Source organism: Rhizobium cerradonense (assembly GCF_030182455.1).
Lineage (GTDB): Bacteria > Pseudomonadota > Alphaproteobacteria > Rhizobiales > Rhizobiaceae > Rhizobium.
Genome location: NZ_JAQJCK010000017.1, coordinates 78,548 through 101,859, shown reverse-complemented (window position 1 = coordinate 101,859; position 23,312 = coordinate 78,548). Strand labels below are relative to the sequence as shown.

21 protein-coding genes and 1 pseudogene are annotated in these 23,312 nt (G+C 56.3%); 16 read left to right on the top strand and 6 right to left on the bottom strand.

The features are described from left to right. Position 1 precedes the first annotated feature (1 nt). The 5 genes from PH547_RS27495 to PH547_RS27475 all read left to right on the top strand — a co-directional run bounded on the left by PH547_RS27495 (position 2) and on the right by PH547_RS27475 (position 4,265). On the top strand, positions 2–472 hold the full coding sequence (locus PH547_RS27495) for a hypothetical protein (RefSeq protein ID WP_112411186.1): 471 nt from the start codon (positions 2–4) through the stop codon (positions 470–472). Positions 473–509: 37 nt separating this feature from the next. Beyond that, a complete protein-coding gene (locus PH547_RS27490) occupies positions 510–1,793 on the top strand; it encodes a phosphoribosyltransferase-like protein (protein ID WP_112411187.1) in 1,284 nt (427 codons plus the stop codon). Between the two features lie 184 nt (positions 1,794–1,977). Continuing rightward, positions 1,978–3,129, top strand: a complete 1,152-nt coding sequence (locus PH547_RS27485; RefSeq protein ID WP_112411189.1) for a reverse transcriptase family protein — start codon at positions 1,978–1,980, stop codon at positions 3,127–3,129. A gap of 232 nt (positions 3,130–3,361) precedes the next feature. Continuing rightward, entirely contained in the window at positions 3,362–3,928 is a 567-nt protein-coding gene (locus PH547_RS27480) for a Fic family protein (protein ID WP_112411190.1), read from the top strand. Next, positions 3,918–4,265, top strand: coding sequence for a hypothetical protein (locus PH547_RS27475; RefSeq protein WP_112411191.1), 348 nt, complete (start codon positions 3,918–3,920; stop codon positions 4,263–4,265). Before PH547_RS27480 ends, PH547_RS27475 begins: the two co-directional genes overlap by 11 nt. On the opposite strand, the gene PH547_RS33980 is transcribed toward PH547_RS27475, so the two are convergent. Then, positions 4,262–5,155: a hypothetical protein gene (locus PH547_RS33980; protein WP_285169949.1), complete on the bottom strand. Its 894-nt coding sequence runs from the start codon at positions 5,153–5,155 to the stop codon at positions 4,262–4,264. The genes PH547_RS27475 and PH547_RS33980 overlap by 4 nt on opposite strands. Before the next feature lie 525 nt (positions 5,156–5,680). On the opposite strand from PH547_RS33980, the gene PH547_RS27465 reads away from it, so the two are divergent. From PH547_RS27465 to PH547_RS27445, 5 genes are all read left to right on the top strand, one after another. Next, positions 5,681–6,163, top strand: coding sequence for a hypothetical protein (locus PH547_RS27465; protein ID WP_112411193.1), 483 nt, complete (start codon positions 5,681–5,683; stop codon positions 6,161–6,163). Positions 6,164–6,192: 29 nt separating this feature from the next. After that, positions 6,193–7,326: a DUF3800 domain-containing protein gene (locus PH547_RS27460; RefSeq protein WP_162701037.1), complete on the top strand. Its 1,134-nt coding sequence runs from the start codon at positions 6,193–6,195 to the stop codon at positions 7,324–7,326. 252 nt (positions 7,327–7,578) lie between these two features. Further along, complete coding sequence (locus tag PH547_RS27455; protein ID WP_112411195.1) at positions 7,579–9,249, top strand: IS66 family transposase; 1,671 nt, start codon at positions 7,579–7,581, stop codon at positions 9,247–9,249. 303 nt (positions 9,250–9,552) lie between these two features. Next, on the top strand, positions 9,553–9,840 hold the full coding sequence (locus tag PH547_RS27450) for a DUF7673 family protein (protein ID WP_112400887.1): 288 nt from the start codon (positions 9,553–9,555) through the stop codon (positions 9,838–9,840). Continuing rightward, a complete protein-coding gene (locus tag PH547_RS27445) occupies positions 9,840–10,994 on the top strand; it encodes a site-specific integrase (RefSeq protein ID WP_112400888.1) in 1,155 nt (384 codons plus the stop codon). Before PH547_RS27450 ends, PH547_RS27445 begins: the two co-directional genes overlap by 1 nt. 165 nt (positions 10,995–11,159) lie before the next feature. On the opposite strand, the gene PH547_RS27440 is transcribed toward PH547_RS27445, so the two are convergent. Together PH547_RS27440 and PH547_RS27435 are read right to left on the bottom strand one after the other, a co-directional pair. Beyond that, positions 11,160–14,288: a DEAD/DEAH box helicase gene (locus PH547_RS27440; RefSeq protein WP_162701032.1), complete on the bottom strand. Its 3,129-nt coding sequence runs from the start codon at positions 14,286–14,288 to the stop codon at positions 11,160–11,162. Continuing rightward, positions 14,278–15,084, bottom strand: a complete 807-nt coding sequence (locus tag PH547_RS27435; protein WP_112400890.1) for a Hachiman antiphage defense system protein HamA — start codon at positions 15,082–15,084, stop codon at positions 14,278–14,280. The genes PH547_RS27440 and PH547_RS27435 overlap by 11 nt, the downstream gene beginning before the upstream one ends. A gap of 350 nt (positions 15,085–15,434) precedes the next feature. On the opposite strand from PH547_RS27435, the gene fic reads away from it, so the two are divergent. Together fic and PH547_RS27425 are read left to right on the top strand one after the other, a co-directional pair. Next, positions 15,435–16,526, top strand: a complete 1,092-nt coding sequence (gene fic / locus PH547_RS27430) for a protein adenylyltransferase Fic (RefSeq protein ID WP_112400891.1) — start codon at positions 15,435–15,437, stop codon at positions 16,524–16,526. An 8-nt stretch (positions 16,527–16,534) separates the two neighbouring features. Then, positions 16,535–16,675 (top strand): annotated as a pseudogene (locus PH547_RS27425) (recombinase family protein); the annotation flags it as partial. Here the strand turns inward: PH547_RS27425 and repC are convergent. From repC to repA, 3 genes are all read right to left on the bottom strand, one after another. Next, positions 16,676–17,995 carry a plasmid replication protein RepC gene (repC, locus tag PH547_RS27420; RefSeq protein ID WP_112400892.1) on the bottom strand — a complete coding sequence of 440 codons (1,320 nt, stop codon included), beginning with the start codon at positions 17,993–17,995 and terminating at the stop codon, positions 16,676–16,678. Positions 17,996–18,207: 212 nt separating this feature from the next. Continuing rightward, positions 18,208–19,221 carry a plasmid partitioning protein RepB gene (gene repB / locus PH547_RS27415; RefSeq protein ID WP_112400894.1) on the bottom strand — a complete coding sequence of 338 codons (1,014 nt, stop codon included), beginning with the start codon at positions 19,219–19,221 and terminating at the stop codon, positions 18,208–18,210. A 226-nt stretch (positions 19,222–19,447) separates the two neighbouring features. After that, positions 19,448–20,647: a plasmid partitioning protein RepA gene (gene repA, locus PH547_RS27410; protein WP_285169950.1), complete on the bottom strand. Its 1,200-nt coding sequence runs from the start codon at positions 20,645–20,647 to the stop codon at positions 19,448–19,450. Positions 20,648–21,025: 378 nt separating this feature from the next. Here repA and traI point away from each other — a divergent pair, with 378 nt between their 5' ends. Genes traI through PH547_RS27390 form a run of 4 tightly spaced genes read left to right on the top strand, consistent with a single transcriptional unit; the run spans position 21,026 to position 23,312 of the window. Beyond that, positions 21,026–21,661 carry an acyl-homoserine-lactone synthase gene (gene traI, locus PH547_RS27405; protein ID WP_112400893.1) on the top strand — a complete coding sequence of 212 codons (636 nt, stop codon included), beginning with the start codon at positions 21,026–21,028 and terminating at the stop codon, positions 21,659–21,661. Next, entirely contained in the window at positions 21,658–22,629 is a 972-nt protein-coding gene (trbB, locus tag PH547_RS27400; protein ID WP_112411196.1) for a P-type conjugative transfer ATPase TrbB, read from the top strand. The genes traI and trbB overlap by 4 nt, the downstream gene beginning before the upstream one ends. Further along, positions 22,619–23,020: a conjugal transfer pilin TrbC gene (trbC, locus tag PH547_RS27395; RefSeq protein WP_112400480.1), complete on the top strand. Its 402-nt coding sequence runs from the start codon at positions 22,619–22,621 to the stop codon at positions 23,018–23,020. The genes trbB and trbC overlap by 11 nt, the downstream gene beginning before the upstream one ends. Beyond that, positions 23,013–23,312, top strand: a complete 300-nt coding sequence (locus PH547_RS27390) for a conjugal transfer protein TrbD (RefSeq protein WP_112400479.1) — start codon at positions 23,013–23,015, stop codon at positions 23,310–23,312. The genes trbC and PH547_RS27390 overlap by 8 nt, the downstream gene beginning before the upstream one ends.

Sequence of the window (23,312 nt, the reverse complement as noted above, 5' to 3'; positions counted from 1 at the left end):
AATGGCTGTCGACCTAACTGCCGCAAACGCCCTACCTCGTCAGGCGAACAAGTTGTTCCGAATCTTTGCCAGATTCGAATTCGCTTTGAAGATGGCCGGCTATGCAGAGATGAAAAAAGGTAAGCTTGATATTGCCTGGGACAGGTTTGCAAACAGCGAGCCTATAGGCGGCACTTTCCTTAGCTACGTGCGGGAGCATAATATCTGTCCGACAATCTTGAACGCGCCGCCCAAGGCCGATTTCATCGAGAATGGCCTCTACGGATTTGAACAGAATGCGGAACCGCCTCAAAGCGTTCAGGAGCTATTCGGAGCGGTTCGTCGCGTCCGTAACAATCTTTTCCATGGAGGCAAGTATTTCGGCAACGATAAATCTAGAGATCGTCGCTTTGTGAGGGAGGCGATTGCCGTACTTCTGTTAGCTGCCGAAAAGCATCCGGATGTGAACTTCTTCTTTGAAGGTAGGGCATGACTGACAGGTTTCATCAACGCCGCGGAGATTGGGCGGTATGAAAGAAGACGGCGCCTTTCTGGCGCGAAAGCTAATTTACACCGAACAGGGCAAACGATGGTTAAGCCAGTTTGACGATCTCGACCAAGAGATTGCTATTCTTCTTGCGAATTCCCTGACGCTGATCTCGCACAACGAATTCAGGAGAAACCTCGAGAAGAATCTGGAAGAAGCAGCCGCCGAGATTGACGGGCCTATCGCTCTATATGCGGTCCGGGAGCTTCCGAAGAGCGCACCGGAAAAATGGATGACGCCTCAGCCAATACCATTTTTCAGTTGCACAATTCCAAGCCCCGATGGCCGTAGCGTCGGTGCGGTTGACGCAACACCCGACCTAGGCAGCGAGGCCATCGTCGCCCAGATCATCCGCCAACTTGCAAGGAGTAATCCGATTAAGTTTTTAAACCACCCCACGCTCGCCGAAATGAGGGACCGGCGCTGCAGGGCGATCTTCCTTGTCGACGACCTTATAGGTTCCGGAAACAGGGTCCGCGATTTCATCGCAAGCCTCTGGCTTGAATCGACCATAAAGTCATGGTGGTCGACGAAGCACATTGCATTTCATGTGATTGCCTATTCTTCGACCGAAAGCGGTATGAAATCCGTCCAGAGGCATAAGAGCAAGCCGACAGTCCTGGTCCACCGCGACGCGACATCTTTTGATTCTCTCCCTATAAAGCCGGAGAAGAGAGACTCCATCAGGAAGCTCTGCAGGGAATACGGAAGGCGGGCTCTCAAGGGGCGAAAGAGCATGTGGTTTGGTTACAAACAGGGCATGTGCTCGATCGTTTTCGAGCATGGGTGCCCCAACAACACACCGGCGATCCTTTGGGATTTTAAAGATGGATCCCCTGGTTGGAGGGGGCTTTTCCCCCATAGGACGGTCAGCACCGCCGTGGCGTCGGTCTTCCCTCCAGAAATCGTCCGCGGCGATACCGCGGCCTTGTTGAGGGATATGGGGCAGAGGAAACTCGCCAAGTCCGGCGCTCTCTCTCGAACTGGCGAAACCGGAAAGACTATACTGCTCGTTTTGGCGATGATCGCCAAGGGACATCGAAAGCGTTCTGCAATCTGTTTTGCAACCGGCCTTAGCTCAAAGGACTGCGAGAGGATCGTTGAGCGCTGCATCAAATGGAAATTTCTCAGCCCGCAGCGGCGAATAACGCCGGAGGGATTGGCTGAACTGAATGCCGCAAGAAAATTCAGGGTATTAGAAAAAGCAACGGTTGAGCGAGGAACTGATTATTACTATCCTCGACAACTGAGACAGACCACATGCTGATTAGTGTTAGCAAGCAACGTCAGTTGCTTACCGCCGTCTTCGGGCGGCGGTTGGGGCAAGGATTTCCTGCGCCTCGTGAGAAAGCTCAGGCTTGGCTGGAGACGAAGCACTCTGCAAGACTCCATCGTACGCCTTGGGCAGCAGAGCGCTTCGTCGCCCGCGTCGACGCATCGGAGTAACAGCAATGTGGTCGTCTCACCTTTATCGCGTCGACGCCCGGAAAATGGGCCTTCCGGAAGCTACAATCGAAGCCGCAATCGCTCAATCAGAGAGGGTCATCAATGCTGACCCTAGCTTGCCTTCGATATTGTCGCTCAAACATTTGGCGTCGCGCTGCGGCGTGCCTTACACGGACCTACGGGAATTCGTCTCGAGACGAGCGACATTTACGAGCGAACCCTCGATGCCATACAATAAGTTCTCAATACAGAAGCGATCTGGCGGCCGCAGGTTTCTTTATGTGCCGAACCGATCACTAATGACTGTTCAACGTTGGATCAACACCCACATCCTGGCCCAGATCAGACCGCACAGCGCTAGTCATGCCTTCACCAAGCGCAGCTCAATCAAAAAATGCGCGTCGATCCACTGCGGAAGTGCATGGCTGATCAAACTCGATATATCCGACTTCTTCGAATCCGTTTCTGAAATCCAGGTCTACCGATGTTTCAGGAGCATAGGATATTCCCCGCTCGTCGCTTTCGAACTTGCAAGAATTTGCACAATCCGTACGCCGCAACACAGCCCACGCGAACGTTATGAGCAATGGAAGGCGAAAGGGGTAAATCAAGAGATTTATGCCTATAATCAGCGTTTGCTCGGATATTTGCCGCAAGGTGCGCCAAGCAGCCCGCTCCTGTCGAACATCGTGATGCGCGATTGCGATAAGCTTCTTTTCCAGGTCGCGGCCAAGTTCGGTTTGAAATACACGCGCTACAGTGACGACTTGACCTTTTCCTCACTGGATCCTCAGTTTGGCCGAGACGCGTGCAGGAAGCTTATCTTCGAAGCATATGCCATCTTGTCAAAAGCCGGCTATCGTCCGAACGCGAGAAAAAGCATTGTCGTACCCCCATCGGGAAAGAAGATCGTGCTCGGCCTGCAGGTCGATGGTACCGAGCCCCGTCTGACCAAGGGTTATAAGGACCGCATCCGTCAGCATCTCTATTTTCTCGAGAAGTATGGGCCTCTTAATCACGCGCTTCAGCGAAAGTTCGATTCTGTGTGGGGAATGAAAGCGCATATAAAGGGACTTATTGATTTCGCAAAAATGATTGAACCGACCTACGCGGAAGCGTGCAGGCAACGGTTTAATCAGATTGACTGGCTGGTTTAGTGCTTATCGGCAAGCCATAAAGCTCCCGTATCGGCACCTCAGACCTTCTAGAGGGAATGGAGGGCTCGATGGTGAACAAGCCGTCATCACTTGCGCTACCATCGTTGTCTCGCACCTAGCGCTGCGGGGAGGATTGGGCACCTTTGCACTTTCACGCTTGACGAAAAGCACGTCGACGCCTATATCTCACGTAACGCACGTGAGAAAGGTGACGACTATGAGAATCTCTTTGATGCAAATTTCCGATGGCCCTGTCCTTGCCGGCGCCGTCAATGGGAAGATCGCTTTCGCCGAGATGATCAAGGGAATCCCAGACGAAATGGTCGTCCCGCAACCGCTCTTCCTGGACTTCGGCGGTATCGAGGTCGCCACAGCGAGTTATCTCCGCGAGTCTGTCTTTGCCCTCAAGACCTATCTGCGGACGAAGAGCTCGTCCTATTATCCGGTCGTCGCCAACGCGAATTCCGATGTCTGGGATGAGTTGTCGGTTATTGCCCATGCCAAGAATGACGTCATCGTAACCTGCGAGCTTGCGGCAGACGGTAGCGCATCGAAGGTAGAGCTGATTGGTAATCTTGATCCCAAGCAACAGCTGACATTCGACCTCGTCTTGAAGTTCGACGAGGTCGACGCCAACTCTTTAATGGAACAGTTTGGCGAAGCTGAGAAAACAAAAAGTACAACGGCATGGAATAACCGCTTGGCTAGCTTGGCCTCGCGCGGAATCATTCGTGAATACACCAAAGGCAGATCGAAATACTACCGTCCATTGTTAACGGAGCGCGCATATGGGAATTGAGTTTCTAACGCGAACTCGAACGACGATACGAAAGCACATAGACCGAAAGCGCGTCGAGCTCGCGACGCCAGACCTGTTTACTCAACAGCCTACCGATCAGCCTCGCTGCGCTATGATCTCGCTCAAGAAGGGAGCGGCCGTCAAAGAAGGTGACCGGCTGATTATCGAATTGAGCAAAACCGCGATCACTGTAAGCCACGGCAACAACGTCGTTGGCGTCTACGACAATCCAAGTCCCGATGTTTTGACCAACCTTTCCAGTAGTGGCGGGACGGCCGGCGGAATTGTTCGACGCATCATGAAGCTCTCGGGCAAAGCGGAGGTCTCGTTTTGCTAGATCCACCCAGCAATGAAGTGCTTGTGCGCGCGCTCACGGATGATCCATTTACCCATTCGCTTGCCCTCGGATGCGGAAACTGCACCAAATTTGAGTGGTGTGGCGGCCTGTCGGTGCGGGACTCTATTCTGGACTGCCTGGATTTCTGTTGTGGAAAGCCAAACGAGTGCACCGCTGTTTGCATGAAAAATCCAGTCCAGTATGTCGATCAGCTCCGTGAAATCCTTGGTTTCGATCTTGCTAATATACCACACATGACCGGAAACTACCGGCCTATCGTGCACGATGTCGTGCCACTGATTTACCATTGGACCGGTCGCGATCGCCCGGTATCCGGATCTGCTTTTACCCTGAGATTCCACGACGTGGTGGACTTCGCCCGTGGCGAGGTTCGGTTCGCTACACGGGATCTTCTTTGCGAGGCGTTCAAAATCGATCCGTCGGCTGATCTCATACTCAGCGGGGTCGATCACGACGAACGCATCGAACCTTGGTGGACTTTGCAAGATCGCCGCATGGAGGTCCTTCGGCAGCTTCGTAATTTGGACATCCAGCTTGTTACCGCTCCAAACTTCAGCCTGGTGCTTGACAAGCCGCGTACCGATGACCTGCACGCGATGAAGCGCATTGCGATAGTTTGGAGCGAATTCGAGGGAAATGGGATCGCCTGCGCACTCCATGTCAATTCCAGGACATTGAAAGACTTCGAGCGTTGGGCGGACTTCGTGCGTGCGCGGAGAGAGATTGGTATTATCTCCTACGAGTTCATCACAGGTTCCGGCAAAAAGGCGCGCCGGCAGTTCCATATCGATGGCTTGTGCAAGATCGCTCAAACCGCTGACCGGCCGCTCGACATCGTTGTCAGAGGTGACCCGGATGTAATAGCGCATCTTCAGCGAGATTTCCGGAAGGTGATCTACATCGATACGATGGCTTACATGAAGACGATCAAGCGCCAGCGTGCAGTCCGCTCCGGTAATTCAAAGCTTGGCTGGGTTTCGTCTCAGACAAAGATCCCCTCTGAGGTCGATGATATGCTTCAACACAACCTAAGCGAACGGAACCTCTTCCTTCGCGGACGCTTTTATGGCCAAGATATGGCGTCAGTCTAAAGGTGATTCATCGAAACGCTCACATTAGATCTCGTCGAGGATATTTCTCTGGCGTTACAGACCGGCGCTGTCGACACGGCGGACCTTCCGGCATGTGCTGCTCAATCTTTAGGAGCATTTCTTGAGCTTACCCACATCTTCCCGCAGCTTCTCCTGACACCGTCCGAGGCGGAATGGCTGGAGCAGCAGCATTTCCGGCGCTTCGTCACCGATCGAGAAACGGCTTGGCTTGACGAGGCGCCGAACCCCTACGGGTTTGCCCCCGTTTCGACCATAGTCTCCAACCGGCTCGTTTGGACAGACATGATCAACCGACTGAAGCGCCTGAGCATCAATGCGGGTTTTTCAAACGACCATAGCGGCAAGTTTCTCGCAGCTATTGATGAACTTTGGAGCAATGTCGTCGACCACAGCCAAAAGAGCGACACCGGTTATTTCGCCTTTAGTCTTGAGCCCCACAGATTCGAGTTTGTCGTAGCCGATCATGGTATCGGCGTCCTTGCGAGTTTGAAGTCAAACCCGCTCTATGCTGGCCTAACCGACCACGGACGCGCGATCGAACTGGTCCTGTCAGAAGGGATCTCGCGATATTACACGGAGGACGGACACGGCTTCGGATTCAGGCCGCTTTTCGTCGGGCTCGCCAACATTGCCCGCAGCCTGCGTTTTCGATCAGGCGATCATGCTCGGGAGGTTGTCCGCACGGCCGAGGGAAACCTCGCTTCCCGGACCTATGAACTCGCCGCACTGCCAGGCTTTTTCTGTTCGGTGACCTGCGTGGTCTAAATCATACGAGCAGAATGTCGGAGCGCGCTATGCTTGAAAACTTCTATCTGGACGAAAGCGGCAATACCGGAGACCTGTGCAAAGTTGGTGCTCACCCAAGCTTTGGAGGCCAGCGTCTCTTTACGCTGGCTTGCATCGGCATCGACGACCTTGCCGCTCTTGGCGACGAAGTGGACCGTTTGAAGGCGCTGCATCGGTTGCAGGGGACAGAACTCAAATCGACCAAGACAAAATCTAAGCCCAGGTTCGTGTCCGATCTCGCCAGGTTTTTACATGATCGCGACTGGCCGGTTTTCATCGAGCTCGTCGACAAGCACTATTATGTGATCATGAACATTGTCGAACGAATCGTCGTTCCCTATGTTTCGCCGGCCGATTTGTCGCGTGAAAGCATGTTCATGAAGAACGTGATGGCCGACTACATCGCCCTGCATGGCCCCGATGAGCTGGTGCAACTGTATGCGATTGCATGTCAGACTCAAAAGCGGCCTGACGCCCGTCAGGTCTTTAAACGCCTTATTCACTGGAGCCATCGATCCCAGGCAGATCGCGAGATTGCTGCTGGCGTCGAGAAGTTTACGCGCGCAAGCCTAAAGGATTTCGAGAAATGCCATCCGCATGCCGCAGTTAAGCAGGCACTCCCGATTCTAGACCGTAACAAGCACGACGGCCTCATTTGGCTTCTGCCTAACATCTCGTCGTTCACCAGCATCTATGCGCGGCTAAATCATTACCTAAAAGGTCAGATCGGGAGCATCACTTTCGTCCATGACGAACAGGCACATTTTGACGACATTATCGATGCAAACAAAAAGCTCGCGGAAGAGGTTCACGCGCAGGGTTCGGGGATCAAGCTCCGAAACGCAAACTATCGCTTCGCCTCACCGGCTGCCCTCAGATTCCAGAACTCCAAATCCTCCCTGGGGATTCAAGTTGCTGATGTTCTCGCGGGCTTTGCCTCGCGCTATGTCTACCAAAAGGTTTGGGAACCGAACTCTGTTGCCACTGAACACGACGAGGTCTTTGCCGAAATTAAGAAGTTCACGAAAAACGGCGGAGCGACAGGGATCAACTACGTTGCACCAGAAGCCCTCTTGCGGTTCCTTGGCCTCAATCCTCTCTCAAACTTCGACCCTCCTCGTGTCGATACGCGACAGATTTAGCCTGGTCGGCCCCTTAAGATTGAGGGGGACTCTCTGACCTCTTCAGGATTACCTGGAGTTCCCGGCTAGGTGACCACAGGGGCCGACTGCGGACGGAGTTCACCCCATCATGAGGCGTGATTTGTACGTGGGGCAAAATCGGTGGCAGCGTTTCGGTGCGCGAGCATAGAAGTGTGCATAACCCGGCGTTTTGAGAGTTGATTGCTGGCCTGGGGATTCTCCTGCAGGGGCAAATCATGATTCGATTCTGTCATGACGAAACGGCTCCCCTCCCCCGAGCATGCCGATACGCTGTCGCTGAATGCGTTGCGCAGTCTGGTGTCCGGTCTGTTGGAGCGGTCGCAGCAGGCGGAAGCCCGGCTTGAGAAGCTTGAGGCCGACAACATTCAGCTGCGCGAGGAAAACGCCGCCCTTCGGCTCGAGAACACCCGCCTGAAACTCGACAACCAGCTGCTGCGCGACGAGATCGCCCGGTTGAAGAACCTGCCGCCGCGCCCGCCGTTTCGCTCCTCCGGTATGGACAAGGCGACGGATGCCAAATCCGATAACAAAGCCCAGACAAAGAAGAAGCCGCGCGGCGCAAAGTTGGATGTGAAACGGGTGAGCCGGCAGGAGATCCTGCGCATCAATGCCCCGGCCGGCTCACGCTTCAAGGGGTACAAAAGCGTCTATGTTCGCGACCTGGTGCTCAAGGCGGAGCTCGTGCATTACCGTCGCGAATGCTGGGTGACGCCGGACGGAAAGACGGTACTGGCAGCCTTGCCGGCGGGGATCATCGGTGGCCATGGCGCCAATCTCCGGCGGCTGTGCCTGATGTTGCATGCACAAGGACAGGTAACGGCCGCCCGTCTGACGACATTGCTCAATGACATTGGTCTCGACATCTCAAAACGCCAGATCGTACGGCTTTTGACCCGGCAGCTGGATGGCTTTGTTGCCGAGGACGCGGCGGTGTTGCATGCCGGTCTGGTGTCGTCGTCTTATGTCACCGTCGACGACACCGGCGCCCGTCATTCCCATAATCCGTATTACGCCACACACATCGGCGGCCCGAATTTTACTGTCTTTCGCACCACAAAATCGAAGTCCCGCCTGAATTTCCTGTCGCTACTGCGCGGCAACTACCAGGATTATGTGCTCAACGATGCCGCGTTCGATTACCTGAAAGAACGCCGTGCGGATGCGGCCATTCCTGCTGGACTTCGCGCTCCTGAACCGCAGCGCTTCTGTAACCAGGTACCATTCATGACGCATCTGGCCGAAAAGGGTATCGACATCTTCGACCGACAGGAGATCGGCATGCATGCCGAGGCCGGCCTGTGGGGTTCCATCCGTCACCACGGCCTGATGGGCAACACGGTGATCGTGTCCGACGACGCCGGCCAGTTCCGCGTCGGCAATCACGCGCTGTGCTGGGTTCATGCCGAACGTCTCCTGCAAAAGCTGATGCCAGGAACCGCAAAAGAGGAGCGGTCGCTCACCATGGTCCGCGATCTCGTCTGGCGTTTCTACAAGGCGCTGAAAGCCTATAAGCAGAACCCTTCCCCGCGGGCCGGGCCGGCCTTCCGACGACGGTTCGACCGAATCTTCAGCCTGCGCACTGGGTATGAGGCACTCGACAAGCTGCTTGAGCGGCTGCTTCGGAGAAAGAGCGAGCTACTGAAGGTGCTCGATCATCCCGAGATTCCGCTGCACACCAACGCATCCGAAAATGATCTGCGGAGTTTTGTCACGAAGCGAAAGATCTCCGGCGGCACGATGAGCCGCGATGGCCGTGTTGCGCGCGACGTCATGCTGGGTCTTCTGAAGACCTGCCAAAAGCTTGGGCTGTCCTTTTACCACTATCTCGGTGACCGGCTTGGTATCGGCAACGTCGGCCCACCGGTTCCGCCCCTGTCGGCGATCATTCTCGCTCGGGCTTGAACACCCGGGGCCACTTCGGCTCGGCTGCGCCACCACCGTTGCCCAATGAACCGGCACCGCCACCAAATCTGCCCCACGTACCCCCCACGTACGCGTGATTTCGGATTTTCCATTCCATTAACCATATGAATTAAGGCTATTCTTTTGTCATACTGAAGCGAGTTTGGGCTTTACTTCCGTTGCTCGGACGGTGGTTTTCTGCGGCGATAGCCATCGATAACTACCTCTTATCGATGGTAGATTGACAGAGGCCCCGAATCCGCCGAATCTTGGCTAAACCACACTCACCAAAGGCTCCCAGACATGGAAGACCGCGTCCGCTTCGCCATCGAAAAGCTCCTCAACGTCGCCCACCGCGATACCGGCCAGAGCCGGCGCGTCGCCAATTTCCTGCTCGCCTGGTGGAATGCCGATGTGCATGGCGGTTTCGATCTCACCGACCTGGCCGACCTCGATCCAGAGATCTGCGAGGACATGATCACCGTCTTCACCTGGATCGCTCGCGAGGAAACGCTCTCCTATCCGGATGCCTACAAGCCGGAGATTGTTGAAATCATCCGCCGCTGGCGGCCGCATGTCGAGATCGACTGATGGCGGCACCGCGAAAGTCCGCCAGCCTGAGCGGTGTCGAGCGGCGCGCCGTCGAGCTCGACACCATTGCGTCCGTTCTGCCGATCGACCGGCGGGATGAGTTGGCCGAGCTGTTGACCGACAGCGATGTCGAAACTCTGCGCCATCTCGTCAACGAAGGCATGGGCGCCAACACGCTGCGGGCGATCACCTCCGATCTCGCCTATCTCGAGGCCTGGGCTCTGGCTGCGACGAAGAGATCGCTGCCCTGGCCGGCGCCCGAGGCGCTGCTGCTGAAGTTTGTGGCCCAGCACCTATGGGATCCGCAGAAGCGCGCGACCGATCCCGATCACGGCATGCCGGCCGATGTCGCCGACAATCTGCGCGCCCAGGGCTTCCTGAAATCTATCGGCCCACACGCGCCGGCCACCGTGCGCCGGCGGTTGGCGAACTGGTCGACCGTGACCAGATGGCGCGGACTCGACGGCACCTTCACCTCCCCTGCCCTCAAATCCGCCATTCGCCTCGCCGTGCGTGCCGTGCCCCGGACGCGTCGCCGCAAGAGCGCCAAGGCGGTGACTGGCGACGTGCTAGCAAAGCTGCTGGCGACCTGCTCGACCGACAGCCTGCGCGATGTGAGGGACCGGGCAATCCTGATGGTCGCCTTTGCCTCCGGTGGCCGCCGGCGCAGCGAGATTGCCGGACTGCGCCGTGAGCAGTTGACCGCAGAGCCCCCGATCGCAGTGCCCGACGGCCCTCCCCTCCCCTCTCTGGCCATTCATCTCGGCCGCACCAAAACGACATCAGGCGAGCAGGACGACGTCGTCTATCTCACAGGCCGACCCGTCGACGCGTTGAATGCCTGGCTGGCGGCGGCCAAGATCGACAAGGGCAGCGTGTTTCGAGCAATCGGAAGATGGGGCACCGTCTCGCGGCGGGCGCTCGATCCGCAGTCGGTCAACGCGATCCTGAAGCAGCGGGCGGAAATGGCGGGGCTGGAGAGTGCGGAGTTTTCGGCGCACGGATTGCGGTCCGGGTATCTCACCGAGGCGGCTAACCGCGGCATTCCCCTCCCCGAGGCAATGGAGCAGTCGCGGCATCGCTCTGTGCAGCAGGCAGCGAGTTACTATAATAGTGCAGCCCGGCGCAACGGACGCGCGGCAAGGCTTCTTTAATGCGCTGTTACGGCAGGGGTGCGGCGCGAACGAAAACCAGCCAATTTGGTTAGCGATTCGGAAGTGAATTTACGGTATCGCGGAGTCGCAACTTCGCAGCGAGGACACGTGCCAGAGTTTCTATACCGAGTGGATTTAAAAAGGTGTGGCGCCCCCTGTACAAAATCACATGCTCGCCAGCTCGTGAGCTACTCCTCGGAAATATTCTGGGGATGATTCTAGTAGCGCTGCAACCATCCCAATATTGTCTCTGCAAGCTACCTTGGCGCCATAACGATCGTTCACAGTTGGAAACGCTTCAGCAAGTAATTGCGCGATCACTCGGTCCGCAAAGCCCGCCTCGTAGAATGCAAGCGCGGATTCTGTCTGAAGTCCATTTTTTACTTGCCGTTGAATAAGCGTCGTGGCGTCGACTAGCTCTGGCTCAATCGTTTCAAGCAGGTCCACGACCGAGGCCAAAATCATGGCGACATGATAACCAAATCCATCCTCGCATATTGCTACAATGTGATCGGCGGTGGCATGATCTCCGCTCACACGGATGTCATCGTTGACAAGGATCTGTCGTATTTCCGCGAAGGATTTTCCATCGGTCCATGCCGATAGAATGGTGGGGATGACTGCTGCATCGCTCAACGCCGACAGCGATTTTGCTGAAGCCAGTGGGAGCGCTTGCTCTATCAAAAGCGGCAACAGTGTTCCTTCTTTAACGGCTGCAGTCAGCTGCTCGGTGCTCGCTTCGACCCACGCGCTGAGTTTGCGAAGCGCAGCTGGCGGAAGTGGGGACTTCTTGATCAGCAAGCGATAAGCGGCATCCGTATTGCTCTGGATCGATTTGACCGTCGCTTGAAAGAGCGCAATCACGCGAGGTCGTGTTGTTTCATCAGCGAGATGATAGCCCAGAGTGTTTGCGGCCAATCGCTCGGCGGCATCAATGGCATCTTCCGCTTCGAAGTCGATATGTTGAGCGAGGTACATCGCTATGCTTTGAATCGCCCTCGCCCTCCCATGTAAATAATCTCTGAGCTCCGAGGCACTTACATTTGGAAACTGCTTGAGGACTTCCGCGACAATCAACTCGATCGCAGCCTCGTCCGCGAAGGCTAAATTCTCATCAGCGAGATCGAAGGTAAGGACGATCGGGGTGCCAGCTGTCTGTTTGTAGTCGTCAAAAATTTGGAGGATACTGCTCTGACTGGGTTCAGCACCGTCCTGATCTAGTAGCTTTTTTGCAGCCTCCCAACGCCAGTTCTTATAGTCGTCTCCTCGCTCGTCGTAGATCGGGGGCGCGGAGAATATGACGCTGCTTTCCGTATGCATGCCTGCGCGACCTGCTCGACCCATGAGATTGTGAAAGTCGCGGACTTTGATTTTCTCTTTGCCTTGCTGGGTGGCAGTCACCACCAAATATTTGATCGGAAAATTCACGCCTTGGGCTAGCGTCGACGTACAGGCGACGATCCGTGCGTGACCTGCCTTCATCGCATGTTCGACACAGAGGCGAATGCCGTGTGGCGTGCTTGCGTGATGGGAAAGAACTCCCAAGCGACTTGCACCGACGACGTCGGCGTCGTTACCGAGATTGCTGGCAATTAGGTTAGCAAGGCGGTCTAGCTCTTGCTGATCAGACCAAGCGCTCGGTTTCTCCAATTCGACCTTTCGCGTGAACAGATCGACCACGCGCCAGGAGACCTTCGACACGCTGGCCTTTTGGCCGCAAAACAATGCCACACTCCCGTTGCTCCCGAGGTGCAGCGCGAGGTACAACCCGATGTCGACACTCTCCGAGATTTCCGCAGGGTGATTGCGGTCCGGAAAGACTCGATCGCGTTCCCGCTTACTCTTCTTTTCGAGTGGAAGTTCTTCAATAATTCGGGGAACGAAGTACTCGTCTTCATCGGGATCCAACGGGTTCACATACCTAAGCCATCCCCGCTCTTTCTGCCAGCTCGCGAAAGCAATGCTCTTTGCAGTCGGCAGAAGACCCTTTCCGCCAACGATCGCAGAAGCGTCTCCAATCAACCAATCGGCAATCTGCTCCGCATTTCCAATCACCGCGGAAATCAAAACGATTTGCGCAGCAGGCTTTAGCATCATTCGAAGCGACGAAAGGAGAAGCTCGTAGGTTGGCCCGCGAGTGAAACCCTCGAACTGATGACCCTCGTCGTAAACAATCAGTCCGATTCTCTCGGCCAGATCAGGGGCCCGACGCAGCATGTAGAGCAACTTCTCCGGCGTGATGACCAGAACGCTGTTTTGGGCGAGAAGCTGCTCAATTCCAAAGTCCATCAGATAGGAATCCGAAACTTCGTCCATGAGTATATTCTCGCCCTGAAAGGCTCTTACGAGATCTGAGCGAATATCGTGGCAGAGCGACTTAAATGGCGCGACGATGATCGCGAGGGAAGTCCGTCCGGAAAGAAACGCTGCCCTAATGATAAGTTCCGTCGCTCGCGTCTTTCCGGCACTTGTTGGCATCTGGATGACGGCAGAGCGCCCGTTTAGCAGATCGGCATCACAGATACGCCGTTGTGCTGGCCAGAGTTCTATCGGGAAGCCCGGCTTCGTAAGCGCCGGCGACCAGGCAGTCAGGGGCAATCCTGAAGCTGGTGGAAGCTTGTTGCGCGACGAGTTCTGGATTTTACCCGCGCATATTGCGGTGACAATATCGGCGTAAAGGACCTCGCGGTCGGTTCCGATTTCATACAGCATCTCACGAAGCTCGCCACAGAGCTCCGGAATCGCGCGTTCGTCCTCGTCCTGAAGGGCGTAATGTGCGCGGACCAGCTCGAGCAGGCGATTTGCGAATGTCGAGTGAAAGATTTCTGCGTCGATCGGATCCAGTCGATTCTGCAGGATCCTGCTCGCGAGAAGCGCTAGTCCGCCTCCAAGGTCAGCGGGAGGCTCATCTGAACGCTTCACTATCACCACAGCGTTTCCGATCGCGTCGGAAAGATAATAGGCTGCCGCACATAGCAGCGAAAATTCGGCGGAGATGCTGCCGTCTAACCTTGCCTCAAGATAAGAGTCGAAGAAGGTCGCGGCAAACCGAACATTCTCATCGATCGATGTATCCTCCGCCCAGGTAGGAGGACGGGCGCTCGTCCCCGGTTCGACAAAATGATCGGCGACAGCGCCCGCAGCATCTCCAAGGATTCCGACCGCCAGAGAATAGAGCGAGGCAGGGTCGCGCCGCAGCTCGATGAAGTCCTCCACAGCGACACGGAATTCGTGCATTTTTGCCGTTGCTCGAACGGTTGAGAGGACTTGTCGTGCAACTGCATCAGGCTTCATTGGCTGCCCTTTCATAGAGCGCGTGCACGAGATCCATCATCGAAATGCCCTTGATCACGACGAGTTTCAGGTTGTCCTTGTTGGGGTGGTCTGAAACCCGCGTCTTCTCCAGTTCCATTTTCGATGCCGTTTCCGTATCGAGGACCGCGACCGCCCCACTCCATCGTGTGAAAGGTCGATCGGCCTCGTTTTGAAACCTTTCGACCTTGAGGGCGGAGTCCCGATTCTTGCGAAGCAGCCTCTTTTTCAGGGCGCTGAGCGTCATTGCCTCTCGCAGGCGATCTTTTGCAGAATCGTTGACGGCCGTTTGAAGTCGATTCTCAGTGGTCGGACGCAGTCCGGATTTGGACTCTACGACAAAAAGTTCGTCCTTCAGACTCGGCTTTTCACCGGCAAAGCGAAAGCCGACCACGTCCGTGCCGTTATCCGAGACGTTAGCGTTGATGCGGTCCTCGTAGCGGTGCTCACGAGGGCACCAGTAGCCGAGAACGAACTCGATGTAGTCAGCAACGAGAATTTCTCCAAAGTCACCGGATCGCGTAGCTGGCCCTGTCCCGACCTTGGCGCTCGGAAACTTGATCTCGGTCAGGAACTCGGCATTCGACTTTCCCGTTCCTGAAACAAGATCAGCAAGCTCCTCATCGAGGCAGTAATGCTGCCGGAAATGCTTCGCCCAGGCTGACAGGACAGCGGGGTCCTCCTCATGGTTGAGCTCCCAGACCTCCACCATTGCACCGTCTGCGGTTTTAAGCACTTCGTCTGTTTTGTGGAGCCATTTTATATGTGTTGGCGTCATGAAGGACTACTTATTTGCGATTGTCGGAGGATGGCCCGATTCTTCTCTGCTCGCAAACTTCTTTACAACCATACAGTAACTAGAACATTGATTTCATTTGCGACCTCTAGTTACTTACCCAATTCAACGGGATTCGCGTCCCGGGTTCGACATGCTGGCCTTTGTCACTGCGGAGAGGGGTCCAGAGATGTTTTCAAACAATCGTTTATCCATATCTTCTGCATTTGGAAGTCGACTTGCAGGCCCCATAATATGTCGATAGAATCAACTTTCATCGACATAAACTACTGACGTGTCGATGCCATCGACATATCCAATGCGACATGTCGGCAAAATGAGGATTGACCGACATGACGTTCCGCCCTGATCGCCCCTATAACGATCTTCCGTCTCTACCGCCCCGAGAGGACGTCGAAACAAAGGCCGTGCTCAAGGCATGCATCGCAGCAAGGGCCTCGCTGGCTGAACTCCGCGTCTCAGGGCAGCTCATACCCAACCAGTCTGTCCTTATCAACTCGATCCCACTGCTTGAGGCGCAGGCAAGCTCGGAAATAGAGAATATTGTCACCACGACCGACCGGCTTTTCCGCTTCGCCAACGAGCCAGGAGGTCAGGCCGATCCTGCAACGAAGGAAGCGCTTCGTTATCGCACGGCTCTAAGCGAGGGGTTTCAGTCGCTCAGAGAGCGCCCGGTATCAACGTCAACGGCTGTCGCTGTCTGCCGCAGGATCAAGGGCGTTGATCTCGACATCCGCTCAACGCCTGGCACAGCACTGATGAACGAGGCTACTGGCACGGTCATCTACACCCCGCCGGAAGGACAGGAATTGCTCCGGAGCAAGCTTGCAAACTGGGAACGCTACATTCACGAGGCCGAAGAAATCGACCCTTTGGTCCGACTGGCTGTCATGCACTACCAGTTTGAGGCTATCCACCCCTTCATAGATGGCAACGGCCGCACAGGTCGCGTCCTCAACCTCCTCTATCTGGTCGATAAAGGCCTGCTTGACATCCCCGTCCTCTACCTCAGCCGATATATCATCGGCAACAAGCGCGCCTATTATGATCGGCTTCTTGCCGTCACCACGCAAGGCTCCTGGGAGGAGTGGATTCTCTACATGCTCGAAGCTGTACGAGAGACAGCGGACTGGTCAACAGCACGTATTCGCGCCATTCGCGATCTGCTCGATCAGACCGCTGAACGAATTCGCCGCGATCTCCCGAAACTCTACACACGGGAGCTGGCTGAAGTGATTTTCGTCAACCCGTACTGCCGCATTAGCGATCTTGTGCAGGCCGGCATCGCAAAACGTCAGGCGGCATCCGTCTACCTGAAGGCACTCACCGATAACGGCTTGCTTCAGGAGGTGAAGGCGGGACGCGAGAACCTTTACATCAATCCGGCCCTGCTGACGCTTCTCCGCGACCGCCGCCCTGCTTAGGCTGGTCGATGACCCGAGCGACCAAACAAGCCAGTCTGATCGGCTACACGCGTTTATCGACGGACGAACAAGCGACGGAAGCGCAGGAGACTGGACTGCGCTCGGCTGGCTGCGACATCATCATTCGGGAACGGAGCCAGAAGCAGTCCTCATAGCGGTCTCGCCCTGTTGACGCTTCTCAGCAGGGCGTCCGACGCACGCAGACCCGAACCGCTCCCCGCCGGATCATCCAGGCTGGCCCCCCGATCGTTACCCCTCACCTTCTGCGCCTCAAGCTTGGTCCGCAATAGCGCCATGACCATCGGCCAAGTCGAGAATTTACCCTCCCGGGCTCGGTCTGTCAGGCTGCGCAAGTATCCTCCGGCGGAACCAATCTGGTTAGCCCGCTGGTAGATTGCGGCCAGTGTGATCGCGGCGTGCTGCTCGCCCAGAACCTCGCAGGCATCTCGCCAAGCGCTCGGGCTGATTCCCAGCATCGGCCGCGCAAGCTCCGTCGCTGCCCGAAAATCGCGCCAATGGCGGATTTCGCCACCCTGGGCAAGTTCCCTTACTCCTGGGCAGGCATCCAGAACGATCCCCAAAGGCAATTCCCGTTTCGGCAAGCTCCGTACGTTATCGGTTTCCTCCACCGTGCTGCCAGCTTCTTCTTTTTTTCCAATGCTATGTTCAGATTCAGAAATAGAGTCTGGTTTTGAATTCTGTATGTGGCGACCGGAATGGGACTCATTGGAGACCGGAATCTGTGTTTTTGCGAAGGATTCCAATACGTCACGGATTTCCGTGTAGAGCGCGTGGAGATCGATGCAGATATCGTCAACGAGCTGGCGAGGCGCAGAGCGCGGCAGTCTGTTCATGATCGACTGATACGTCTGTTGCACCCTGCCCCAATTGCCGGGAACCCGTTCTTCTATCCCCGCGTCGATCAGCTTTACAATATCGCGACGCAGCAGCGTCAGCCGCTCCTTTGCAACACGAAAGGCCTTCTTTTCGGCCTGCATCGTCTCAGCCATGTCCTTGAATTCTTCAGCCCTGGCCACGATTGGCGACAGATCGAAGCCATAAGCTTGTTCGATCTCGCCTCCCCTGCCCTTGCGGGCGAAGCGTTTGCCGTTTGGGCTATCGCGTCGGATGACCAGGCCGCAATCCACGAGCACCGCGATGTGTCGGCGCAATGTCGTTGCCGGCATGCCATTGGCACGCGCTGCAAGCTGCTCGTTCGAGGGCCATACAATGAGTTCGGCATCGCCGGTGAAGGTGGTTTCCGGATGGAAGGTCAGCAAGGCATTGAGGATCGCAAGCGAGCGATCCGTGGCGCCGAGGAGTTCCCTCACCTCCCGGATATTCTGGAATACATGCCATTTGTTCGCGTTCGCGCTAGGCTCCACAGCCTTTGCCGACATCTGACTTGAAATTTGGCCGAGCGACACCGGCCGCCGCCCAAAGGGCGTCGTTGAGACGTGTGCTTGCATTTCCCTTTACCTTTCGTTAGGCAAAAGAAATCCGCTCGCCAACACGACGTTTTTCCCTCACGGGACTCTTGACTGAGATTCCTGGAAATGCGATTCTCTTAGCTGCGATACTACAGAGAAGGTCTTCCGGAACGCCGTTTTGGAGGGCCTTTTTCTTTTGCGGCTACCTGTGGCCCAGTTCGATCGAGCAACGCTCAGAAGCGATAGGGCCGTTACTGCCTGTCAGATCTTTCTCCTCCGTTTGTTTCAAGGAATTGCGTGTAGAGACGATCTAATTGGTCGGCGACGTACTCGCCGAAAGCGGGCACCAGCTTCTCGTCAAAAATCAAAGCTGTTTGCCGCGCATCCTTTTGGATTTTTGCGGCCTTTCGTCCCTTTGGGGTACTCCAAGCCCGCACTCTCTTAGAAACTTTGTTACTGGGCTTCGACGCTGCCTTGAACACAAGTAAGAAGCGGGCGTCGCTATCTGAATTCCTGAACTGTTCCGACGCAATAATCTGGTCGATTGCGTCCATGGAAGAAACCTTCCCGAGGCTCTCAGCAAGTGCGACCCAGCGCGACCGACCAGCCTTGGACGCCGGGCCGATCTGGGTGGCGAGCGTCATTGGTATGCTTCTGGCGACGGCTATGTAGCGGCTCAAGTCAGCCTTGTCGGTGGAGAGCGCCGCGATGATCGTTGCACGATCAAAGCCCGCGTCTTCGAGTCGAAGAGCAAATAGTGCTTTCTCGATGAACGAGAGGTCCGCTCTGTCAAGATTTTCTCGCCCCTGCGCCACCACCAATTCTCGATCGGTAAGATTCCGGACGATGGCGGAAACATTACGCCCAAGTTTTGCGGCAACGCGCAATCGCCGCCTTCCATATACAATTTGGTATCGGCCCGTCGCCTCAGGATGAGGACGAACAAGAATCGGAACTTGCTGACCATCCTCCATAATACTGGCCTCGAGCTGATCAAATTTCGGATCGATGTCCGTCGTTAGCCGGTCGGTGATTGGCGAGCCTTCGATTATGGACGGATCCAGAGATACGACGGCCTCGCCCGAAGCCAGTTGATCCTGCAGCCTCGCGGCGGCCTTTGCCCCTTCCGCCATCTCCTGCAGCGACGAACCCATTGCGGAAATGGCCCCAGAGCGCACGCGCGTTGGCGGTTTATCCGTTACGGGCTTTTCGCTGACCGCCATCTTCTTGAGGAACAATGAGTCGATTGCGTCTTTGCGGCTCATGACAAAGGCCTCCATAGACCGCGGCCGTGGTATTGCGCTTCAACTACCAAATGCGGTTGGTTGGGAGCTCCCAACACGGCGCCGTTATAGGCGCCACGCCAAAAATCCACGGGGTGCTGGCGATCCCGATCGAAAGGACGACATCTGGCGACAAGATGAGATCGAGCAAGCACTGGACTGTTGGGAGCTCCCAACAGAGTCGCTGAAAGTATGGTGTCGTGGCCCATCACGCGCGGCCCCATGCTGACTTGATCAGGGATTCGATTTCCGAGTTAACTGCGTCAAGAGCCTCCATCGCCCGATCATAGGTCGAACGGGTCAAGTTCTCTCGCCCAATCTCGTAAAGCGTCTGCTTCGTCAAACCCGCATCCGATACGGCTGCCGATTTCACCATCGGATTGGTGAGAACATGGTCGTCAAACATGTTGCGCAACAGCGCAGCAACTTTCGTCTGCGGCGCGTCCTGGGGCTCAAACCGCGTCAAAAGATAACGGATGAAATCATACTGAAGGTTGCCCCCGGCGTCCCGAACCACACCAAGGAGATCGCGCGTCATGAGCAGGAACTGACTCATCGAGGCGATGTCGAGCATCTGGGGATGCACAGTAACGACCATCGATGTGGCCGCGCATAAGCCGCTCAGCGTCAAGAAACCCAGCTGGGGAGGGCAGTCAATAACGACCACATCATAATCGTCAGCGACCTCATCAAAGGCCTGCGCTACACGTGTGAAGAAAAGTCCGTCGCGGCTGCCGCGATCAGTCAGGGCTTTTGGAGTGGTGTGCTCGAACTCCATAAGCTCAAGGTTACCAGGAACAAGATCGAGACCGTCAAAGTACGTCGGGCGGATAACCTCTTTCAGTGGCCGCATTGCTTCATCGTAGCGAATTGCCGCGTACAATGTTTCGTTCGTACCCACATCAGTCTCTGGAAGAACCCCGAGGAGGGCTGAGAGGCTCGCCTGCGGATCAAGATCGACAGCAAGGATTCGATAGCCCTGGAGCGCGAGATATTGTGCAAGATGGGCGGAGGTGGTCGTCTTGCCAGAGCCACCCTTGAAATTGGTCACGGCGATGACCTGTAAGTGCTCAGCGCCCCGCCTATGAGGCACGAAGTCAATGCTCTCGCGCCCGCGAGTAGAGCCAGCGAGCATATGTCGAATTTCGTTGATCTGGCGAAGCGTATAGAAACGTCGCCCGTTGCTGGCAAGCTCAGGCTGTGGACCTTCTCCCGCCAACGTCATCTTTCGAAGCGTCGAGTCGGATATCTTCATCAGACGGGCAGCTTCACCCGACGTGAATTTTCGCAAACTCTTGTGCGACGTCGGCGGGAAAAGGGCCTCGCTCATAGCCTGAAGCTGAGAACTTAGCAGTTCCGCGTGCTCGCCAATGGTAACGTCTACCGACGGGCGATCATTTCTGGACATTGCAGCTGCTTTGCTCACGGTGAAATCTCTTGTCACGGTTAATTGGCACGTAACGCCATTTTTCCGTGACGATTACCGAATGCCGTCACGGTTGCAAGACGTTTTTGGTTAACAACAGGTTAACGCGCACTCCGCGGAATCTCCCACGACAACGATTCCCTAATGACTTTCCGCAAGTTAGGCCGATTCTTCTTGAGTTGGCCAGTCGCGACCGACTGCAGATTTGCACATGAAATCGCGCCGTTTGCGCCGCTCGCAACGTCCACAGATGCTGGACTCCACCCCGACTCGGTAGAATCACCGGATGCAAATCTACACATAGCCATGCGCAAAACGAGGTGATTTTCCTTTGCTTGACCAGTCCATGCGGAGATCACAATGCGGATCCTAAGCGTCTCGGCCGACCATTACGGAAGCCACCGCAACTACTTGAACCAGATGCACCATCTTCGAGCCGCGGTGTTCGGCAAACGCTTGGAATGGGATGTTGTCCTCACCTCAGCCGGCGAACGCGATCAATATGACGATCTGCGCCCAACCTACATTCTGGCGATCGCGTTTGACCGGAAAGTAGTGGGATGTGCGCGCCTTCTGCCCGCTTCCGGCCCGACCATGCTGGAACGGACATTCCCTCAATTGCTAGCAAACGGCCTCGGTGACCATGCAGCAATGATCGAGAGCTCCCGCTTTTGCGTCGACACGTCATTACCGGCGGGAAGGGGAGGGGGACAACTGCACCTCGCCACACTGACGATGTTCGCCGGCATCATCGAATGGTCGATGGTGAACGGATTCCGTGAGATCGTCACGGCAACCGATCTTCGCTTTGAGCGGATCCTGAAACGGGCTGGGTGGCCAATGCGGCGACTTGGATCTCCGGTTTCGATCGGTGACACCGTCGCAGTTGGGGGCGTCCTGCCGGCCGATCCTACGAGCTTCGATCGGGTTTGCCCGCCGGGATATGACCCGATCACGACGAACGGTGCCGGCAACCGGATCAGGAGCGCGGCATGACCGAGCTCCGTTCTCGTTCCCGTCTCGTCCGCAAACTCCAGGACGCGCTCGGTGACCAGCTCTGCGTCGCACTTGACGATGCAACGGTCGTCGAGATCATGCTCAATCCTGACGGCAGATTGTTCATCGAACGGCTCGGCCACGGAATTGCCGCAGCGGGCGTGATGAGCCCGGCGGCCGCCGAAGTCGTCATCGGCAGCGTCGCCCATGCATCGCAATCGGAAGCCGACGACGAGCAACCGATCATTTCGGGCGAACTGCCGATTGGAGGACATCGGTTCGAGGGCTTGCTGCCGCCAGTGGTGTCGGCGCCCACATTCACGATCCGGAGGCGAGCCTCCCGGCTCATCCCACTCGACGATTACGTGAAGTCGAAAGTAATGACCCAAGCACAAGCTTCTGTGTTGCGTAGCGCGATCGACTCCCGGATGAACATCGTCATTTCCGGGGGAACCGGGTCAGGCAAAACGACGCTTGCGAATGCGGTCATCGCCGAAATCGTTGCGGCGGCGCCGGACGATCGCATGGTCGTTCTTGAGGACACGGCCGAGATCCAGTGTGCGGCGGATAACGTAGTGAGTCTGCACACCAGTGACACGGTCGATATGGCACGTCTTCTGAAGAGCACAATGCGTCTCAGACCCGACCGTATCATCGTTGGCGAGGTACGCGACGGCGCCGCCCTTACGCTGCTGAAGGCATGGAACACCGGACATCCGGGCGGAGTCACCACCATTCACTCCAACACTGCGATGTCTGCCTTGCGTCGGCTCGAGCAACTGACCGCGGAAGCGAGCCATCAGCCCATGCAGGATGTCATTGGGGAGGCAGTTGATCTCGTCGTCTCCATCGAGCGGGCGGGCAAGGGGAGGCGGGTCCGCGAGATCATCCACGTCGAGGGCTTCAGCAACTCACATTATCGGACCGAACATTACGCACAAATCGACGAGGACAGTCATGTCGCGTAGGACACAGATTATTTCCGCCAACGCTGCGCTCGCTGCCATTTCTCTAGCCCTGGCGGAGCCGGCGCTTGCATCATCCGGCGGGGGTGGACTGCCGTGGGAAACGCCGCTGCAGCAGATCCAGCAGTCGATCACCGGCCCTGTCGCCGGCTTCATCGCCTTGGCGGCCGTGGCGATCGCCGGCGCCATGCTCATCTTCGGGGGCGAATTGAACGATTTCGCGAGAAGGCTTTGCTATGTCGCCCTCGTAGGCGGTGTTCTTCTGGGCGCAACGCAGATCGTTGCCCTGTATGGTGCGACAGGGGCATCGATTGGTGAGGCGGCACGATCCAATGCTGACATCTCCAAGCCGGAGGTAGTGCTTTGCGCGCAGGGGGAGGGGGTTCATGGCTGAAGTTGGCTCCAACCTATCCCGCGCGCGCGTACACCGGGCATTGTCCCGTCCGAACCTTCTGATCGGCGCAGACCGCGAGCTGGTGCTGCTCACGGCCCTTGCCGCGATCATCCTGATCTTTGTGGTGCTGACCTGGTATGCCGCGCTGTTCGGCATAGCCATCTGGCTTATCGCCGTGGCCACCCTTCGTATGATGGCGAAGGCCGATCCCCTCATGCGGCGGGTCTATGTCCGGCACATCTCCTACAAGGCGTTCTATCGCGCCACGTCGTCGCCCTGGCGCAGATTCTGA

Coding starts and splice junctions, on each gene's coding strand:
- PH547_RS27495 (WP_112411186.1), top strand. CDS start 2: ATGGCTGTCGACCTAACTGCCGCAAACGCCCTACCTCGTCAGGCGAAC.
- PH547_RS27490 (WP_112411187.1), top strand. CDS start 510: ATGAAAGAAGACGGCGCCTTTCTGGCGCGAAAGCTAATTTACACCGAA.
- PH547_RS27485 (WP_112411189.1), top strand. CDS start 1,978: ATGTGGTCGTCTCACCTTTATCGCGTCGACGCCCGGAAAATGGGCCTT.
- PH547_RS27480 (WP_112411190.1), top strand. CDS start 3,362: ATGCAAATTTCCGATGGCCCTGTCCTTGCCGGCGCCGTCAATGGGAAG.
- PH547_RS27475 (WP_112411191.1), top strand. CDS start 3,918: ATGGGAATTGAGTTTCTAACGCGAACTCGAACGACGATACGAAAGCAC.
- PH547_RS33980 (WP_285169949.1), bottom strand. CDS start 5,155: ATGCGCTATTACATCCGGGTCACCTCTGACAACGATGTCGAGCGGCCG.
- PH547_RS27465 (WP_112411193.1), top strand. CDS start 5,681: ATGATCAACCGACTGAAGCGCCTGAGCATCAATGCGGGTTTTTCAAAC.
- PH547_RS27460 (WP_162701037.1), top strand. CDS start 6,193: ATGCTTGAAAACTTCTATCTGGACGAAAGCGGCAATACCGGAGACCTG.
- PH547_RS27455 (WP_112411195.1), top strand. CDS start 7,579: ATGACGAAACGGCTCCCCTCCCCCGAGCATGCCGATACGCTGTCGCTG.
- PH547_RS27450 (WP_112400887.1), top strand. CDS start 9,553: ATGGAAGACCGCGTCCGCTTCGCCATCGAAAAGCTCCTCAACGTCGCC.
- PH547_RS27445 (WP_112400888.1), top strand. CDS start 9,840: ATGGCGGCACCGCGAAAGTCCGCCAGCCTGAGCGGTGTCGAGCGGCGC.
- PH547_RS27440 (WP_162701032.1), bottom strand. CDS start 14,288: ATGAAGCCTGATGCAGTTGCACGACAAGTCCTCTCAACCGTTCGAGCA.
- PH547_RS27435 (WP_112400890.1), bottom strand. CDS start 15,084: ATGACGCCAACACATATAAAATGGCTCCACAAAACAGACGAAGTGCTT.
- fic (WP_112400891.1), top strand. CDS start 15,435: ATGACGTTCCGCCCTGATCGCCCCTATAACGATCTTCCGTCTCTACCG.
- repC (WP_112400892.1), bottom strand. CDS start 17,995: ATGCAAGCACACGTCTCAACGACGCCCTTTGGGCGGCGGCCGGTGTCG.
- repB (WP_112400894.1), bottom strand. CDS start 19,221: ATGAGCCGCAAAGACGCAATCGACTCATTGTTCCTCAAGAAGATGGCG.
- repA (WP_285169950.1), bottom strand. CDS start 20,647: ATGTCCAGAAATGATCGCCCGTCGGTAGACGTTACCATTGGCGAGCAC.
- traI (WP_112400893.1), top strand. CDS start 21,026: ATGCGGATCCTAAGCGTCTCGGCCGACCATTACGGAAGCCACCGCAAC.
- trbB (WP_112411196.1), top strand. CDS start 21,658: ATGACCGAGCTCCGTTCTCGTTCCCGTCTCGTCCGCAAACTCCAGGAC.
- trbC (WP_112400480.1), top strand. CDS start 22,619: ATGTCGCGTAGGACACAGATTATTTCCGCCAACGCTGCGCTCGCTGCC.
- PH547_RS27390 (WP_112400479.1), top strand. CDS start 23,013: ATGGCTGAAGTTGGCTCCAACCTATCCCGCGCGCGCGTACACCGGGCA.